Source organism: Salipiger sp. IMCC34102 (assembly GCF_004145405.1).
Lineage (GTDB): Bacteria > Pseudomonadota > Alphaproteobacteria > Rhodobacterales > Rhodobacteraceae > Loktanella.
This window is the reverse complement of the sequence record NZ_SELQ01000002.1, coordinates 1-15,687: the sequence shown is the minus strand read 5'-3', so window position 1 is coordinate 15,687 and position 15,687 is coordinate 1. Positions and strand designations below refer to the sequence as shown.

Sequence of the window (15,687 nt, the reverse complement as noted above, 5' to 3'; positions counted from 1 at the left end):
GGCCGCAGTCTGGGTAGAACCCTGTCAGCGGTGATAAAAAAATTCAGGCAGCCGCTGCTGACTGGGACAGGTTTGGGAGACTTACGTGAGATCACGACTGGCTTTGGCTGTGCACGCGCGCCTCGAGAAGCGGTTCCCCGAAAAGCGGCTCTTCATCCGTTCGGATACTGAAACCCGTTTCATCCGGCTGCGTCCCTCGCATCAGCTTCTGGGCTGGGGGGTCGCCACGGCACTGGTCGGTTGGTCGATCATCTCGACCGCGATCCTGCTGATGGACAGCATCGGTGCCGGAAACTTTCGCGCCCAGGCCCAGCGGGATCAGATCGTCTACGAACAGCGCCTGAACGCCCTGTCCGAGGAACGCGACGCCCGCGCAACGGAGGCGGTCGCGGCCCAGGAACGCTTCAACGCGGCGCTGGAACAGATCTCGGTCATGCAATCCGAACTCCTGTCGGTGGAGGATCGCCGCCGCGAGCTGGAAACCGGTCTTGACGTGGTCCAGAGCACCCTGCGCGAGACCATGCAGGAGGTGAAGCAAAGCCGGACCGAACTGGCCGCACTGAGCGAGGAAGACGGCGCCACCTCCGCCACGCAGACCGCCGAGGCCGACACCACCGTCGATCTGCTGGCCACCGCCCTGGCCGAGACCGCCGCCGAACGCGACCAGATCGCGGCCGATGCCCAATTCGCGCTCGACAACGCGGCCGAAACACAGCTCGAGCTGCGCCTTCTGCAGGAACGCAACGACGACATCTTCCGCCAACTCGAGGACGCGATGACCGTCTCGGTCGAGCCGCTGGACAAGATGTTCCGCGCCGCCGGCATGAACCCCGACAACATGATCAGCCAGATCCGCCGCGGCTATTCCGGCTCGGGCGGCCCGTTGACGCCGCTGGCCTTCTCCACCCGCGGTGGCGGCCCCGATCCGGACGCCGCGCGCGCCAACGGCATCCTGAACCGCCTGGACGAGATCAATCTCTATCGCATCGCGGCCGAGAAGGCGCCGTTCGACGTGCCCGTGAAGGCCGCCTACCGCTTCACCTCCGGCTTCGGCCAGCGCTGGGGCCGGCTGCACGCCGGAACCGATTTCGCGGCCCCCATCGGCACGCCGATCTACGCCACCGCCGATGGCGTCGTGACCAGCGCGGGTTGGTCTTCCGGCTACGGGCGGCTCATCAAGATCCAGCACGAATTCGGCATCGAGACACGCTACGCGCACCTCTCCGCCATGCAGGTGAAGGTCGGCCAAAGGGTCTCGCGCGGGGAACGGATCGGTGATATGGGGAACTCGGGACGGTCGACCGGGCCACACCTTCACTACGAAGTGCGTGTGGGCGGTACCCCCGTCAATCCGATGACCTACATAAGAGCTGGACAAGATGTTTTCTAAATCCAAGATCAACGAACCGGGCCCGAAAGCCGACGCGCCGGTACAGCAGACGTCTTCCCCGGCGCCCGCCGCCAACAGCGACTACAAGGCCCCCGCCAAAGCCAAGCCGCCCGCGTCGATCCTGTCGGCGGATCTGCTGGTCACCGGCAACATGCGCACCAGCGGTGACATCCAGATCGAGGGCGAGGTCGACGGCGACATCCGGGCCCACCTGCTGACCGTCGGCGAAGGCGCCACCGTCAAGGGCGAGGTCGTGGGCGACGACGTGGTCATCCACGGCCGCATCGTGGGCCGCGTGCGGGGCCTGAAGGTCCGCCTGACCTCCACCGCGCGGGTCGAGGGCGACATCATCCACAAGACCATCGCCATCGAATCGGGCGCCCACTTCGAAGGCTCCGTGCAGCGCCAGGACGACCCGCTCGCAAACGGCGGCAAGTCGACCAAGATGCCGACCCAGAGCCTGCCCGCCCCGGGCAATTCCAGCGGCAAAGAGAGCGACAGCTAAGGCCGCGGGTGACCGAGACTTCACGCCTGACACGGGCCACGCCACCTGCGGCGCGGCCCGTTTTCGTGCCGGACTTCGCGCGCCCGAAACGGCGCGGCTGGATCCTGGCGGCGGGGGTGCTCGCCTCGTCGATGGGATTCATCGACGGCACCGTGGTCAGCATCGCGATCCCGGCGATCCGCAGCACCCTGGGCGCCACGCTCGACCAGGCCACCTGGATCAACAACGCCTACATGGTGACGCTTTCGGCGCTGATCCTTGCGGGCGGTGCCTTCGGTGATCGCTTCGGCCTGGCACGGATGTTCTCGCTGGGGGTGGGGCTGTTTCTTCTGACGTCGATGGTCTGCGCGCTGGCCCCGACGCCCGACGCGCTGATCGCGGCGCGACTGGCGCAGGGGGCGGGTGCCGCCCTGATGGTGCCGGGCTCGCTTGCGATGATCAGCCGGGCCTACCCGCGCGAGGAGCGCGGCCGCGCCATCGGCATATGGGCCGCGGCATCGGGCCTGACGACGGCCGCCGGCCCCATCGTCGGCGGCTTGCTGCTGTCACTGGGCGGGCCGGAGTTCTGGCGCGGGATCTTCGCGATCAATCTTCCGCTCGGCGCGCTTTGCCTCTGGCTGACCTGGTCCGCCGTCCAGACCGACCCCCGCCGCTCGGGCGAGCGCGTGGATTTCATCGGCGCGGGCCTCGCCGTCGCGGGATTGGGCCTGATCGCCTGGGCGCTGACCCATCTCGAGGCCTACAACGATACCCGCCTCACCATTGCCACGGGTGTCCTGGGATTGGCCGTCCTGGGCATCTTCGTGATCCACCAGTCGCGGACGACGACGCCGATGATGCCGCTGGCGCTCTTTGCCAACCGCACCTTCTCGGCGGCGAACGCGACCACCTTCCTGCTCTACTTCGGGATGTCCGCGATCCTCTTCTTCCTGCCGATGCTGACCGTCGCAGGATGGGGCATGACCGAGATCGAGACCATTGCCGCCTTCGCACCGCTCTCTGGCTTCATCGCGCTCTTCTCGACCCGGTTCGGAAAGCTCGCGGACGCGCGGGGCGCGCGTGGCTTGATCGCGGGAGGCGCGGGCCTGGCGGCGCTTGGGTACGGCGTGCTGGCCCTGGTCGTCCATACGCAGAATTTCTGGCTGGGTGTCCTGCCCGCCATGGCGGTCGTGGGCCTGGGCATGAGCATGGTGGTCGCCCCCCTCTCGGCCTCGGTGATGTCGGCGGCGGGACGCGGTCGCGACGGGATCGCGTCGGGGATCAACAACTCCGTCAGCCGGATCGGCGGCCTGATCGCGGTCGCGGCCATGAGCTCTGTCGTGACCATCGCCTACAACCTGTCGGGCGGCATGGCGGATTTCGGTGATCGACTGCCGGACCCGGGCCACGTGGAGGCGATGAACACGGGCTTTTCGGTCATCGCCTGGTGTGCGGCCGGCATGGCGCTGCTGGCCGCGGCGGTGGCCTTGGCCGGGATCGCGCGGCGGCGTTAATCCTCCGCCGTGGCCTCGGCCCGGCTCTTGCCGCTCACGTCGAGCGCCAGCGTCGCCGCCATCAGCCCATCGAGGTCGCCGTCCAGCACGCCGGAGGTGTCGGAGGTCTCGTAGCGGGTCCGCAGGTCCTTCACCATCTGGTAGGGTTGCAGCACGTAAGACCGGATCTGGTTGCCCCAGCCCGCATCGCCCTTGTTCTCGTGCGCCTCGTTGATCGCGGCGTTCCGGCGGTCGAGCTCCATCTGGTAGAGCCGGGATTTCAGCGCTTTCATGGCGATGTCGCGGTTCTGGTGCTGAGACTTCTCGGACGAGGTCACCACGATTCCCGTCGGCTCGTGCGTGATCCGCACCGCCGAGTCGGTCGTGTTTACGTGCTGACCGCCCGCGCCGGAGGAGCGGTAGGTGTCGATGCGGATGTCCGCCGGATTCACCTCGATCTCGATGTTGTCGTCCACCACCGGATAGACCCACACGGAGGAGAACGACGTGTGCCGCTTCGCCGCTGAATCGTAGGGAGAGATCCGCACCAGCCGGTGCACGCCGCTTTCCGACTTCAACCAACCGTAGGCGTTCGGCCCGCTGATCTTCAGCGCGGTCGACTTGATTCCCACCTCTTCGCCCGGGCTTTCGGATTGCAGTTCGACCTTGTAGCCCTTCTTCTCCGCCCAGCGGATATACATGCGCTTGAGCATGTTCGCCCAATCGCAGGATTCGGTGCCGCCCGCGCCAGAGTTGATCTCGAGGAAGGTGTCGTTGCCGTCGGCCTCGCCGTCCAGCAGCGCCTCCAGCTCCTTCTCGGCGGCCTTGTCCCGCAAGGCCAGCAGCGCGGCCTCGGCCTCGGCCACGACCTCGGCGTCGTCCTCCATCTCGCCCAGTTCGATCAGCTCGACGTTGTCGGCCAGTTCCTGCCGGATGCCCTCGTAATTCTCCATCGCGTCGACCAGCATCTGACGCTCGCGCATCAGCTTCTGCGCATTGGCCGGATCGTCCCAGAGGGTCGGGTCCTCGACGCGCGCGTTGAACTCTTCCAGGCGATGCGGCGCCGTCTCATAGTCGAGCCGCTGGGCCAGAAGTTTCAGCGATTTCTCGGTGGCCGCGATGGCCTGTTCGGTCTCGGCGCGCATGTACGGCCCTTACTTCAAATGGATCCTACGGCAGATACCGCGCCACGACGGCAGGAACAAGCGCAGCCTAGTAGAGCCCGCCCGAAGACAGCGCGCCTGACGTCGCCCGCGGGCCAACCGTCGCCGTGCGACCGGTGGAGGTCGTGACCTGCCGCGCCGCCTGCGGCACCTCGTCGAAGAGCGGCAGGTCCGAGGACATCGCGAAACCGCCGTCGAAGGTGATGCCGAAGACCGGCTCTTCGCCCGGGCGGAAGCATTCGCCGATCACGTTGTTGCCGGAGGCCCCATCGGGCAGGCGCGCGCCGGTGAAGCGGTCGATGTTGATGAACTGGCAATCGGCCGGGGCGTTGAACGGACCGCCGCCGTAGGTCTTGATCGCCTCCGCCATGAAGCTGTTGAAGACCGGCGCGCAGATGCCGCCACCGGACGCGCTCTTGCCCATGGGACGCGGGTTGTCGAAGCCGATGTAGCAGCCGGCCGCAATATTGGACGAAAAGCCCACGAACCAGGCATCCTTCTCGTCGTTGGTCGTGCCGGTCTTGCCCGCGATGGGGACCGGCAGATTGATCGCGCCCGAAGCCGTGCCCCGGTCCACCACGCCCTTGAGCATCGAGGTCAGCTGATAGGCGGTGATCTCGTTCATGACGCGTTGGCGGTTGCTGTCGATCCTAGGGGCCTGTCCGGCGGGCAGGCTGGTCAACTGGCAGTCTTCGCAGATCCGCTGGTCGTGGCGATAGACCGTGTTGCCGTAGCGGTCCTGGACGCGGTCCACCAGCGTCGGCTCCACCCGCTCACCACCGTTGGCGAACATGGCGTAGGCGGCGACCATCTTGAAGAGCGTCGTCTCCTCCGAGCCCAGAGAGGCCGCAAGGTTCGGGCGCATGTTGTCGTAGACGCCGAACTTCTCGGCATAACGGGCGACCGTGTCGATCCCGACCTCCTGCGCCAGGCGCACGGTCATCAGGTTGCGCGACTGCTCGATGCCGGTCCGCAGGGGCGTCGGGCCATAGAAGCGGTTGGAATAGTTCTTGGGCCGCCAGACGCCCTGCGGCGTGTTGATCTCGATCGGGGCGTCCACGACGATCGTGGCGGGCGAATAGCCGGAATCGAGCGCGGTCGCATAGACGAACGGCTTGAAGCTGGACCCCGGCTGGCGCATCGCCTGCGTCGCACGGTTGAAGACGCTGGCCTGGTAGGAAAAGCCGCCCTGCATCGCCAGCACACGGCCGGTGTTCACGTCCATCGCCATGAAAGCGCCCTGCACCTGCGGCACCTGGCGTAGTGTCCAGCGGATCAGTTCGCCGCTCGCGTCGTCGGTCATGCGGCGCACGTGGACGACGTCGCCTACCTCGAAATTGTCGAAGAAGTTGCCCGACATCCAGGCGATGTCGTCGCGCGGAATCGACTTCAGCTCTTCCTCGCCTTCGACGCCGACGGTGAGCGACTGGTCCGCGATCTCGAGCACGACGGCGGGATGCCACGGGCTTTCCAACGTGATGTCGCGCGCGACGGATACGTCCCGCAAGGCATCGCGCCAGGTTTCCAGTTGCTCGGCCGGGATCGATTTGCCGGTGCCGCGCCAGCGGCCCGTGCCCCTGTCGTAGGTTTCGAGCGCGCGTTGCAGCGCGTGGGCCGCCTCGACCTGAAGGGCGGGATCGACCGTGGCCCGGATCGCGAGGCCGCCGGAAAAGAATTCTTCCTCGCCGAAGTTCTGGGACAATTGCCGACGGATCTCGTCGGTGAAGTAGTCGCGCGGCGGCAATTCGGAGCGGAAGCTTTCGTAATCGCCGCTCTGCACGGTTTCCAGCGGGTGGTCGCGGGCCTCTTCATAGGTCGCCTCGTCGATGTAGCCGTTCTCCCACATTTCGCGCAGCACGAAGTTGCGCCGCCCGATGGAGCGATCGTACTGCCGCACCGGGTCGTAGTCCGACGGTGCCTTGGGCAGGATCGCGAGGTAGGCCGCCTCTTCCACCGTGAGTTCGGCCAATGGCTTGTTGAAGTAGGTCAGCGAGGCCGCGGTCACGCCGTAGCTGTTTTTTCCCAAGAAGATCTCGTTGAGGTAGAGTTCGAGGATCTTCTCCTTGCTCATCGCGCCGTCGATCCGGCTGGCGAGGATGATTTCCTTGATCTTGCGCTCGACCGAGCGGGAGCCGTCGAGCAGGAAGTTCTTCATCACCTGCTGGGTGATCGTGGACGCGCCGCGCACGTCGGCCCCGCGCGATTCCACCGCGTCGTAGATGGCCACCATGATGCCCCGCGGATCGTAGCCCGCGTGGGTGTAGAAGTTCTTGTCCTCGGCCGATATGAAGGCCTGCTTGACGATGTCGGGAATTTCCTCGGCCGGGGTGAAGAGGCGACGTTCCACGGCGAATTCGTCGATGATGTCGCCCTCGCCAGAGTAGATCCGGCTGATCGTCTTGGGCGTGTACTGCGCCAGCGTGTCGTAGGACGGCAGGTCCCGGCCGTACATGAAGAACACCGCCCCAAGGGACAGCGCCAGCATCGCGAGGCCGAGCGTCACCATCGAGAAGATGGCGCCGAAGAAGGACATGATGAATCGCAGCAAAGCGTCAGCCTCTGGTCTGGGGAATTGGGCCGCTTATAGGGCCGGGGACGGGTGCCGTCAAAAGCAGATCAGCCGGATATCGGCAGGCTTCCGCGTCCCGCCATCACGTTTACCGGCGCAGCAACGGCGCCCGTGCGGCCTGCGCCTGTCCCCAGTCGCGCAGCCCGTCGTGCAGGCCCGCCACGATCGGGGCCCGCCCCGCCGCGGAGGACAGGGCCGCCCGGTCGACGGCATCGGACAGAAAGCCCACCTCGACGAGGACGGACGGAAAATCGGCGGCATTCAGCACGGCCAGTCGCCCGTCGCGCCGGGGGCGCGTGTTGAGCCGTGCACCCGCGCCGCGCAGGCCCGTGACGATGGACTGGGCCAGCGCCTCGGAGGCCGGCCGCGTCTGCGCGCGGGCAAGGTCCATCAGGACAGAGGCGACCCGGTCGTCCTGCCCCGTCAGGTCCAGGCCCGCGATGAGGTCCTCTCGCTCGTGCCGCTCGGCCATGCGCTCCGAGGCGCGGGTCGCCCCGGCCGCGTTCAACGTGTAGACCGATGCGCCCCGTGCGCCGCCCGCTTCCAGCGCGTCCGCGTGCAACGACATCAGCGCGTCCGCCCCCGCCGCCCGCGCGATGGTCATTCGGGTGGCAAGCGGGACGAAACTGTCGTCCTGCCGCGTCAGAACGGCGCGAAAGATCCCCTCGCGGTTGATCGCCTCTGCCAGTTCGATGGCAAGGCTCAGCATCAGGTGCGCCTCCACCGCGCCGTCGCGCATGGCACCGGGATCGACACCGCCGTGACCGGGGTCGATGGCTATGGTCATGGGACGTGCCGCCCGGTCGGGGGCGGGCAGCGCGGGCGTGGGAAGTTGCCGTTCTTCAGGCCCGCCCGCGTTTGCGGCGAAAAGCTCGGGCGTGGTGGGGGACCAGTCGAGCGACAAGACGGCCGCACCGGTCGCGGAATCGACCTGCATCCCCGCCTGCTCCAGCGCGAGGGGCACCGTCACGGGGGCCACGAGCCGCGACCAGCCGGGCCGCGGGATATCGAAGCTCAGGTCCTCGACCAGACCGGGCCGCAGCAGGTCCGCCGCCGTCAGGCCGGACCAGTCGACCTCCCGGAACTCCACCGCCAGACGGTCGGGGTCGGTCAGGGTATAGACCCGCCACGGCACCGGCTGGGACAGGGTCAGTTGCACCGCAACGCCCTCGCCTGCGTCCGCGACGCGGCTGGTCACGGGATCGACCCGGACCCGCGCGCCGAAATCCTGCGCCGTGGCCATACCCGCCCAGAACAGCAGGAGGACGATTCCGACCAGATCCGGACGTAAGCTGCGGCGTGCGGGCGTCATGGCTGTCCTTCGTTGCTTCGGCCCTCATTTGCCCGGGCGACGGCGGTTGCGTCAACCGCTTGGCAGCCGCGGCCATTCGTGGTCCAGTGTCGCAACCCTTGCCGAAAGCTGACCCATGCGCCCTTTTTCCGCCGCCCTCGCCCTGACCTTCGCCCTCGCCCTGCCCGCCCAGGCCCAGACCGACGTGACCGGCATGACCGACGCCGAGCGTGACGCCTTCCGCACGGAGGTGCGCGACTACCTGATGGAGAACCCGGAGGTCCTGATGGAGGCGATCGGCGTCCTGCAGGACCGCGAAGCCATGGCCCAGGCCGATGCGGACGCGCAGATGCTGGCAGACCAGCGCGACGCGCTTGTCGACGACGGATTTTCCTACGTCGGCGGCAACCCGCAGGGCGACATCACCGTGGTCGAGTTCATGGATTACCGCTGCGGCTACTGCAAACGCGCCTTCCCCGAGGTCGAGCAGCTTCTGGCCGAGGATGGCAACATCCGCCTGATCGTGAAGGAATTTCCGATCCTGGGCGAAGAATCCGTCATCGCCTCGCGCTTTGCCATCGCCACCAAGATGATCGAGGGTGACGGTGCCTACAAGATGGTCCACGACACGCTGATGGGGATCAACGGGACGCTCGACGTGGAAACGCTGACCCGGCTGGGCAATACGCTGGGCCTGGATACGGACGCCATCGTCGCCGCGATGGACAGCGAGGAAGTCACCCAGATCATCGCCGACAACCGTGACCTCGGACAGGCGCTGGCGATCAGTGGGACGCCTACCTTCGTGATCGAGGACCAGATGGTGCGTGGCTACGTCCCCGCCGCCGACATGGCCGCACTGATCGAGGATCTGCGGAGCTGACATTCGGGCGAGCGTCCGGGGACACCTTCCCCGCCAGACAGGTCGAGCGCCGAGCCCGGCATCGCGGTCAATTCAAAAACAAGAAAAGGCGCTGCCCCCCCCCCCCCCGCGCCTTTTCTGATGCGTGTCAGTCGCTTGGCAAGCGTTCCTATTCCGCCGCGGTCGCCTCGGCTGCCGCCTCGGCTTCCAGCTGCGCGGCCTTCTTCTCGACCTGTTCGACGATGTGATCGATCATCGAGGCGTTGTCCTGTCGGTGACTTTGCTTGCCCGCAAGATAGACCATCCCGTTTCCGGCCCCGCCGCCCGTGAAGCCCACGTCGGTCATCAGCGCCTCTCCGGGACCGTTGACCACGCAGCCGATGATCGACAGCGACATCGGCGTCTTGATGTGCTCCAGCCGCTTTTCCAAAATCTCGACCGTCTTGATGACGTCGAACCCCTGCCGCGCGCAGGACGGGCAAGATATGATGTTCACGCCGCGATGCCGCAGCCCGAGCGATTTCAGAATCTCGTAGCCGACCTTCACCTCTTCGACCGGATCGGCCGACAGGCTCACGCGGATCGTGTCGCCGATCCCCATCCACAGAAGCTGACCCAACCCGATCGCCGACTTGATCGTGCCGGAGGTCAGGCCCCCCGCCTCGGTGATGCCAAGGTGGATGGGGGCGTCGGTCTGCTCGGACAGTTGCTGATAGGCGGCGGAGGCCATGAAGACATCCGAGGCCTTGCAGCTGATCTTGAACTCGTGAAAATCGTTGTCCTGCAGGATCTTGATATGGTCCATGCCGCTTTCGACCATCGCGTCGGGGCACGGCTCGCCGTATTTCTCCAGCAAGTGCCGCTCCAGGCTTCCGGCGTTCACGCCGATCCGGATCGAGCAGTTGTGGTCGCGCGCGGCCTTGATGACCTCCTTCACGCGCTTTTCGTCACCGATGTTGCCGGGGTTGATACGCAGGCATGCCGCCCCCGCCTCCGCCGCCTCGATCCCGCGCTTGTAGTGAAAGTGGATGTCCGCCACGATCGGCACGCTGACTTCGGGCACGATCTGTTTCAGCGCCCTGGAGGATTCCTCGTCCGGGACGGAGACACGCACGATGTCGGCGCCTGCGTCGGCGGCAGCCTGGATCTGCGCGATGGTGGCCTTCACGTCCGTCGTCAGGGTGTTGGTCATCGTCTGCACCGTGATCGGTGCGTCACCGCCGACGGGTACCTTGCCCACCATGATCTGCCGCGAGGGTCGCCGGTCGATCTGGCGCCAGGGACGAATGGAATGAAGCGACATGGGGCCAGCCTTGGGTTGGGTCGGTTACCGCCTACCTAAGCGCTGCCCCGGGGCCGGGCAACCGCCACGACGCGGCTTATTCCGTCACGACCTCTGCCACGTTGACGACCGCCGCCAGATCGCCGTCGGCTTCGAGGTCGGCCAGCGAATAGGTCTGTGTCAGGTTGTCGACCGAGAGGGCGAGGTTGCTCGTCACCGTGCCGTTGGGGCCGGCGGGACCGTAGTGCTGGCCATTGACCGCGAAGTAGACCGCGCCGCTTTCGCCGACGCGCAAGGTCGCCGGCTCCTCGGTATTGGGCAGATCGAAGGTGTCCCCGGCGTTCATGATCCCCTCGAAGATCACGGAATCGTCGGCGGCCCGCACGCGCACCCAGGCGGGACGGACCGCCACCATCTGCACGCCGGGTTGCGGCGTCTCGGACACCTGGATCCGGGGGCCCGCGAAATCGTCTTCTTCCCCGGTGAGGGGCGTGTCGATCACGAGGTCTTGCGCATCGGCCACAGCCTCCGCCAGGGCCGCGTCCACGCCCTGCGGTATCAGCGTCCCGCCGGACCGCGGGTTCAGGGTCGAAATCGGCGCATCCCGCGCGACCAGCACCGGCACGTCGAGCGCCTGCGGCCGGTAGAGGCGATCGAGCGCTTCCGGCGTCGGTGTATTCATGGACGGCAGGACATCGTCCTCGACCGCCACGGTCGTGGCACCGGCCAGCGGATCAAGGTCGGTCAGCACCACGGGCGTCTGTTCCACCGGGGCGAGGCGGACTTTCTGGACTTCCTGCAGCACGGACCAGCCGCCCCAGCCCAGCCCCGCGATCAGCGCCACGAGGACCAGCATCGAGCCCACGGCGGCAGGTTCGACACCGGTGAACATGCGATCACCGCGCGGCACGAAGGGCGTGGCGGAAGACGCGAAGATATCGCGCGCCGGCGGTGTCTGCGCCGCGACATTCGACGGCTTGGCGGCGGAGGCTTCCCGCGACATGCCATGGGCGGTGGCGAACCCGCTTTCCTTGCAGAAGGTATCGAAGGCCCAGTCGGGGTCCATGTTCAGGTAACGCGCGTAGGACCGCACGTAGCCGGCGATGAAACCGGGTGTGTCGAAGGCGGCGGGATCGGCGTTCTCGATCGCGGCGATGTAGGACGCCTTGATCCGCAGCTCGGCTTGCACGTCGAGCAGGCTCTTGCCCAAGGTGGCGCGTTCACCACGCATCAGATCGCCCAGACGCATGTCGAACGCGTCGAACCCGGCCGAGTTCGACTCGTCAACCGTCTTGTCGCGCCGGAAGCTTTTCACAATCATCGGTCGAACCGCCGTTTGCCCTGCCCTTGCCCCGTAGATAAAGGTTTTGCGGGTCAAGTCGACCGCTATGTCCTTATCCACACGACAACATGTAGCACGGATCACGCCGCCGTGTGCACCCGACGGCGGGTCAGCCCGTCAAATCGGCGCGATTCAGCGCACAATGTGACCAAAGCCGGTCCAAGGACTTGACCAATGCATCCATTTCACGCGGTCCGTGAACCGGCGACGGCGTGAAGCGCAGACGCTCGGTCCCGCGCGGCACGGTGGGATAGTTGATCGGCTGCACGTAGATCCCGAAATCCTCCAGCAGCATGTCCGAAAGCATCTTGGTGTGCTTGGGATCGCCGACGATGAGCGGGACGATATGGCTGCCGTGGTCGATGATCGGCAGGCCCATGCCCTTCAGCCGGGTCTTGAGGATGCGCGCCTGCGTCTGGTGACTGTCGCGCAAGGCCTGGTCGGTCTTGAGGTGCGCCACGCTCGCCGCCGCCCCCGCCGCGACGCTGGGCGGCAGCGAGGTGGTGAAGATGAAGCCGGGCGCGTAGGACCGGATGGCATCGCACATGCGCGCCGAGGCCGCGATATAGCCGCCCATGACGCCGTAAGCCTTGGCGAGTGTCCCGTTGATGATGTCGAGCCGCCCCATCAGCCCCTCGCGCTCGGCCACGCCGGCGCCGCGGGGGCCGTACATGCCGACGGCATGGACCTCGTCGATGTAGGTGAGCGCACCGAATTCCTGGGCCAGGTCGCAAATCTGCTCGATCGGGCCGAAATCGCCGTCCATCGAGTAGATCGATTCGAAGGCGATGACCTTCGGCGCGGCGGGATCGTCCGCCTCCAGCAGGGACCGCAGGTGATCGACGTCGTTGTGCTTGAAGATCCGCTTGGCCCCGCCGTTGCGGCGCACCCCTTCGATCATGCTCGCGTGGTTGAGCGCGTCGGAATAGATGATCAGCCCGGGAAACAGCTTCGGCAGGGTCGAGAGCGTCGCGTCGTTGGCGATGTAGGCCGAGGTGAACAGCAACGCCGCTTCCTTGCGGTGCAGATCCGCAAGCTCGGCCTCAAGCCGCTTGTGATAGACCGTGGTGCCGGAGATGTTGCGCGTCCCGCCCGAGCCTGCGCCGGTCGCCTCCAGCGCATCGTGCATCGCCGAAAGCACCACCGGGTGCTGCCCCATCCCCAGGTAGTCGTTGCCGCACCAGACCGTCACGGGCCGCGTCGTGCCGTCGGTCCGGTTCCAGGTCGCATGGGGGTACTGGCCCCGCTTGCGCTCGATGTCGATGAAAGTCCGGTAGCGGTCCTCGGCGTGCAGGCGGGAAAGAGCGTCGTCGAGGGCAGCGTCGTAATTCACCGGTCGTATCCTGTCGTCGTTTCGCACCGTCGCTATATAGGTCACCGACCGGCGCAACAAGCCGTGGCGTCCTGTCACAGGACTGGCGCCCTCCCGTTGCGCGGCCTAACCTCGGGTCAGATCCCATCTGAAATGGAGTGGCTATGAGCCTCGAACCCGTCCTGACCGCCATCGACGACGCCCTGCCCCGGGCCACCGACCGCCTGCTGGAGCTTCTGCGGATCCCCTCGATCTCCACTGACCCGGCCTATGCCGCCGAATGTGACCGCGCCGCAGACTGGTTGGTGGCGGACCTTGCCTCCATCGGTTTCGAGGCGTCCAAGCACGCGACGCCCGGCCGCCCGATGGTGGTGGCACACTCCGGCGGCGACGGCCCACGGCTGTTATTCTACGGTCACTACGATGTCCAACCGGTCGATCCGTTGACCCTGTGGAAGCGCGATCCCTTCGATCCCGCAGTGGAGGAAACGCCGAACGGCACCGTGATCCGCGGTCGCGGCGCGTCGGACGACAAGGGACAATTGATGACCTTCGTCGAGGCCTGCCGCGCCTGGAAGGAGGTCCACGGCAGCTTGCCCGCCAACATCACCATCTTCTTCGAAGGCGAAGAAGAGTCGGGCTCGCCCTCGCTCGTGCCTTTCCTGAAGGAGAACGCCGATCTGCTGCGCGCGGATGTGGCGCTGATCTGCGACACCGGGCTCTTCGATGCGAACACCCCGGCCATCGTGACGCAGCTGCGCGGCCTGCTGGGCGAGGAAGTGGTCATCACCGGCCCCTCCAAGGATCTGCACTCGGGCTCCTACGGCGGGATCGCGATGAACCCCGCGCGGGTGCTGTCGCGCATCATCGCGGACCTCCATGACGACACGGGCCGGGTCACCGTGCCGGGCTTCTACGACGGCGTGCCGGAACTCTCGAACGAGCTGGCCGCGGCCTGGGACGATCTGAACTTCGACGCCGAGGCCTTCCTCGATGCGGTCGGCCTGAAGTTCCCGGCAGGAGAACAGGGCCGTCGCCCGCTGGAGATGATCTGGTCCCGCCCCACCTGCGAGGTCAACGGCCTGTCGGCGGGCTACACCGGCGACGGCTTCAAGACGGTTTTGCCGAGCGAGGCGCGCGCCAAGATCAGCTTCCGCCTGGTGGGCGATCAGGACCCCCTCGCGATCCGCGAGGCATTCCGCGCGCAGGTCCGCGCCGCCATTCCGGCCGATTGCAGCGTGGAGTTCACGTCCCACGGCGCCTCGGCGGCGGGACAGATGACCACGACTCACCCGGCCTTCGACCAGGCGCGCAAGGCGCTGTCGGACGAATGGCCGCAGGCGGCGGCCTTCGTGGGCGCGGGCGGCTCGATCCCGGTGGCGGCCTACTTCAAGACCTACCTCGACATGGATGCGATGCTGATCGGCTTCGGCAAGGACGACGACCAGATCCATTCGCCGAACGAGAAGTACGACCTGTCGTCCTTTCACAAGGGCACGCGCAGCTGGGCCCGTATCCTGCACGCCCTGTCCGAAGGCGCTGCCTAATTTCGAAAAGGGGGTCCCTGCCGCACCACCGCGCGGCAGGGCCAGCGACCCGTGGACGCGGTCCCGAAACCTGTGGCGAAGAGGGGGTGAAATGGCGCGGTTGACGGGGCTCGAACCCGCGACCCCCGGCGTGACAGGCCGGTACTCTAACCAACTGAGCTACAACCGCGCATTTCAGGCGCTTGCGAAAGGGGGGGGTCAATGGCGCGGTTGACGGGGCTCGAACCCGCGACCCCCGGCGTGACAGGCCGGTACTCTAACCAACTGAGCTACAACCGCGCATCATGACCACCTTGCATCTCGCAAAGCGTGTCGCGCTTCTATGCAAGCCCCCCTGCCCCGTCAAGCCGCAGATCGGGCAAAAAAACGGGACCGGGCGCGAAATCTTGGACGACCTGCAACTGGGGCGGACAGGAAGCCTGCGGAACACGTGTTTCGGACGAGGTCGTCGAGGTCGTGAACCGTGACGAAAGCACAGATCGCGAGGCGTGTAGCGCGCAAAAAATGTGAATAGCCCCGTGTATCGTGGACGCCTTCTTAGCTAAATCTGAAGCAAGGAGGCCATGATGGGCAGCAACATTTACAGTGACGATTTCAAGCGGGACGCGGTCGCGCAGATCACCGAACGGGGTTACCCCGTCAGGGAGGTTTCCGATCGCCTCGGGGTCAGCGCGTATTCTCTCTACGCCTGGAAGAAGAAGTTCTCGAAGTCCGCCTCGGGCGACGCCACGAACGATGCAGAGATCCGGCGTCTGAAACGGGAGCTGGCACGGGTGACGGAGGAGCGTGACATCCTAAAAAAGGGTCGTCATTGACGCGCCATTGGTCCGAGCGACAATGACGACGCGTATTTCGCCAGGGATGCAAAGTGAGATACGCGTTCGTGGCCGAGCATCGCGGGCAATTTTCCGTCCGGGCGATGTGCCGGTGTCTACGCATCCAGCCGAGCGGC

Annotated in this window: 11 protein-coding genes, 2 tRNA genes and 1 pseudogene; 6 read left to right on the top strand and 8 right to left on the bottom strand. The window is 66.3% G+C overall.

Annotation, left to right across the window (positions count from 1 at the left end; all coding sequences use genetic code 11):
* Positions 1-85 precede the first annotated feature (85 nt).
* Genes EU805_RS04405 through EU805_RS04395 form a run of 3 tightly spaced genes read left to right on the top strand, consistent with a single transcriptional unit; the run spans position 86 to position 3,388 of the window.
* Positions 86-1,390, top strand: coding sequence for a M23 family metallopeptidase (locus EU805_RS04405; RefSeq protein WP_129762756.1), 1,305 nt, complete (start codon positions 86-88; stop codon positions 1,388-1,390).
* On the top strand, positions 1,380-1,895 hold the full coding sequence (locus tag EU805_RS04400) for a polymer-forming cytoskeletal protein (RefSeq protein WP_129762755.1): 516 nt from the start codon (positions 1,380-1,382) through the stop codon (positions 1,893-1,895). The genes EU805_RS04405 and EU805_RS04400 overlap by 11 nt, the downstream gene beginning before the upstream one ends.
* An 8-nt stretch (positions 1,896-1,903) precedes the next feature.
* Positions 1,904-3,388: an MFS transporter gene (locus EU805_RS04395; protein ID WP_242494057.1), complete on the top strand. Its 1,485-nt coding sequence runs from the start codon at positions 1,904-1,906 to the stop codon at positions 3,386-3,388.
* On the opposite strand, the gene prfB is transcribed toward EU805_RS04395, so the two are convergent.
* The 3 genes from prfB to EU805_RS04380 form a co-directional block, all read right to left on the bottom strand.
* On the bottom strand, positions 3,385-4,512 hold the full coding sequence (gene prfB / locus EU805_RS04390; protein WP_129762754.1) for a peptide chain release factor 2: 1,128 nt from the start codon (positions 4,510-4,512) through the stop codon (positions 3,385-3,387). The genes EU805_RS04395 and prfB overlap by 4 nt on opposite strands.
* A 67-nt stretch (positions 4,513-4,579) precedes the next feature.
* On the bottom strand, positions 4,580-7,078 hold the full coding sequence (locus EU805_RS04385; RefSeq protein ID WP_129762753.1) for a penicillin-binding protein 1A: 2,499 nt from the start codon (positions 7,076-7,078) through the stop codon (positions 4,580-4,582).
* A gap of 109 nt (positions 7,079-7,187) precedes the next feature.
* Entirely contained in the window at positions 7,188-8,411 is a 1,224-nt protein-coding gene (locus tag EU805_RS04380; protein ID WP_129762752.1) for an N-acetylmuramoyl-L-alanine amidase, read from the bottom strand.
* Positions 8,412-8,526: 115 nt separating this feature from the next.
* On the opposite strand from EU805_RS04380, the gene EU805_RS04375 reads away from it, so the two are divergent.
* Entirely contained in the window at positions 8,527-9,273 is a 747-nt protein-coding gene (locus EU805_RS04375) for a DsbA family protein (protein WP_129762751.1), read from the top strand.
* Positions 9,274-9,421: 148 nt separating this feature from the next.
* On the opposite strand, the gene ispG is transcribed toward EU805_RS04375, so the two are convergent.
* The 3 genes from ispG to hemA form a co-directional block, all read right to left on the bottom strand.
* The gene (gene ispG / locus EU805_RS04370; protein ID WP_129762750.1) at positions 9,422-10,555 is read right to left on the bottom strand and encodes a flavodoxin-dependent (E)-4-hydroxy-3-methylbut-2-enyl-diphosphate synthase; all 1,134 of its coding nucleotides are present in this window, start codon (positions 10,553-10,555) and stop codon (positions 9,422-9,424) included.
* A 76-nt stretch (positions 10,556-10,631) separates the two neighbouring features.
* Entirely contained in the window at positions 10,632-11,855 is a 1,224-nt protein-coding gene (locus tag EU805_RS04365; RefSeq protein ID WP_129762749.1) for a helix-turn-helix domain-containing protein, read from the bottom strand.
* Positions 11,856-11,985: 130 nt separating this feature from the next.
* A complete protein-coding gene (hemA, locus tag EU805_RS04360; RefSeq protein WP_129762748.1) occupies positions 11,986-13,209 on the bottom strand; it encodes a 5-aminolevulinate synthase in 1,224 nt (407 codons plus the stop codon).
* Between the two features lie 143 nt (positions 13,210-13,352).
* Here hemA and EU805_RS04355 point away from each other — a divergent pair, with 143 nt between their 5' ends.
* On the top strand, positions 13,353-14,735 hold the full coding sequence (locus EU805_RS04355) for a M20/M25/M40 family metallo-hydrolase (protein ID WP_129762747.1): 1,383 nt from the start codon (positions 13,353-13,355) through the stop codon (positions 14,733-14,735).
* A 92-nt stretch (positions 14,736-14,827) separates the two neighbouring features.
* On the opposite strand, the gene EU805_RS04350 is transcribed toward EU805_RS04355, so the two are convergent.
* Positions 14,828-14,904: transfer RNA gene (locus EU805_RS04350), tRNA-Asp, on the bottom strand.
* A gap of 33 nt (positions 14,905-14,937) precedes the next feature.
* Positions 14,938-15,014, bottom strand: a tRNA-Asp gene (locus tag EU805_RS04345).
* A 287-nt stretch (positions 15,015-15,301) separates the two neighbouring features.
* Here EU805_RS04345 and EU805_RS04340 point away from each other — a divergent pair.
* Positions 15,302-15,687 (top strand): annotated as a pseudogene (locus tag EU805_RS04340) (transposase); the annotation flags it as partial.